This window comes from Planomonospora algeriensis, from assembly GCF_977012225.1.
Map to the genome: position 1 here is coordinate 1 of NZ_CDRNDK010000754.1, position 1,998 is coordinate 1,998.

At 75.8% G+C, this 1,998-nt stretch carries 2 protein-coding genes; one reads left to right on the forward strand and one right to left on the reverse strand.

Annotation, left to right across the window (positions count from 1 at the left end):
- On the forward strand, positions 1–976 hold a 976-nt coding region (locus tag ACWJ6R_RS35405), incomplete at its 5' end, for a TolB family protein (RefSeq protein WP_449066391.1).
- Between the two features lie 78 nt (positions 977–1,054).
- Here the strand turns inward: ACWJ6R_RS35405 and ACWJ6R_RS35410 are convergent.
- Positions 1,055–1,900 carry a hypothetical protein gene (locus ACWJ6R_RS35410; RefSeq protein ID WP_449066392.1) on the reverse strand — a complete coding sequence of 282 codons (846 nt, stop codon included), beginning with the start codon at positions 1,898–1,900 and terminating at the stop codon, positions 1,055–1,057.
- Positions 1,901–1,998: the final 98 nt, after the last annotated feature.

The window sequence follows — 1,998 nt, forward strand, 5'->3', positions numbered from 1 at the left end:
CGCGGACGGCGGGCGCCCGGCGCGGCCCGGGGCGACGGGCCCGACCGGGCGGGGGAGGGCCGAGGGGACCATGGCTCCGGCGTCGACGGCCACCGTGCGGATCCCCGGGACGGAGATCTCCCTCCACGAGGATCCGGGGGACTCCTGGCGCGTCGCCTCCTACCAGTCGTACCGGGAGGACCGTACGTGGGGGCCCTCGTACCTCCGGGCCCGCGGCGGGACCGCCTTCGAGCGGATCGGCGGCCTCCAGGAGGTCGTGGTCTCTCCCACGGGCGCCCACGCCGTGGTCAGCCCGCACGTCAAGACGGACCTGGGGACGTTCGACCAGGTCCGGATCCTGGACCGGGCCACCGGGCGGGAGACCACGGTGCAGACGGCCGGACGGCCGGCTCAGACCCGCTATCCCCGCTGGTCGCCTGACGGCACCCGGGTGCTGCTCACCGCCTTCCGGACGGAGGGGCAGGTGCGGATGGGGCGCAGTGAGGGTTTCGTGATCGTGGACGCGGCGGCGGGCAGCGCGCGGATCATCCGGGTCGCCGACGACAACGACGGCCCGCACCCCTACGCCTGGGGGCCCGACGGGACGACCGTGATCCAGCGGGCCCCCGGCGGGGCGGTCCGGATCCGGAACCTGGACGGGACGCCCGTCCGCACGCTGAGCGCGGTCGGTGAGGCGACCGGGGACGACGTCGCGGTCTCGCCGCTGGGCCCCGTGGTCACCACCGTCTGCCCCGGCGAGCCGGAACAGGTGTGCCTGTGGGACTACACCACCGGGACGCGCAGGGCCGCGGTGCGGCTCCCCGGGGGAGCGGTGTTCGGCGGCTGGCTGGGCGGGCGGAACCTCCTGGCCACCAGGATCAGGCAGGGAACCGGGGAGGTGGTCATGCTCGGCCTGGACGGTGCGGTGGTGCGCGTCCTGGCGAGGGGACCCGCCGCCGAACTCCGCAGGATCGCTCTCTCGTTCGCCTCCGGCTGACGGCCCCCCCCGTGCGGGCCACGACCACTCCCGGCACGCGTCGGGCGCTCGGCGTGCGCGGGGCCCGCCGCGGGGCGGTCAGGAGCCGTTCAGCCGCCCGGACACGGCGCGGACGGCGTTCTGCAGCCCGGCGTCGCCCGGCACCTCCTGGATGAAGTACCACCAGAAGCCGCCGCCCAGGCTCCAGTCGTAGCCGAGCGCCGCCGCGTAGTAGTGCCCGGCCAGCGCCCGCCGGGCCGCCGCGGTGTCGGCGGCGTCGAACGCCCAGTACGCCTTGGTGGTGTCCGCGCTCCAGTAGCCGAGCTCCCCGAGCGCGACCTTCTGCTCCGGGAACTCGGCGTGCAGGGCGTTCATCACCTGGTCGAAGGCGAGGCCCAGCGGCGCGTCCTCGGCGTAGACCGAGAGCGCCACCACGTCGACGTCCTTCCGCACCGGGGCGGGCAGGTTCTCCCTGGCCCAGGTGAAGACGGACCACCGGGCGGCGTCGGTGCCCAGCTGCCAGTAGAGCGTCACGACGACCTTCGCCCGCGGCCGGGCCGCGCGCACGTAGGCGGCCGCGTCGGCGACCTTGTTCGTGATCCGGTCGTCGTCCGCCACCGGCCGCTGGCCCCGGCAGCCGCCGTCCACCCAGCAGCCGTTGACCTCGTTGCCCACCTCCCACGCCTCGATCTCCGGGTAGGCGTCGACGTAGGCCTTCATCCGGGCCAGGTAGGCGGCTCGGGTGTTCTCCCGGGCGAAGGCCGAGTCCAGCGGCTGGCCGAGCACCTTCAGCCCGGCGGCGCGGGCGGCCCGCACCGCGGCCCGGTAGTGCTCGGGGTCGCCGCGGTCCTCGTCCGGCTCGAAGACGATCCGCACCCAGCCGTCCGGCCCGGTCAGCCAGCGCGCCAGCTCCGGCCGCCCGCGGTGCCCGGAGACCTCGGTCACGGTCAGGCCCGTCCAGGTCTCGGCGCGCGCGCGCCGCGGCGAGGCGGGGCCGTACGTCGCTGAGCATCAGGTCGTTCGCGGTGTGCGAGGGCGTCCAG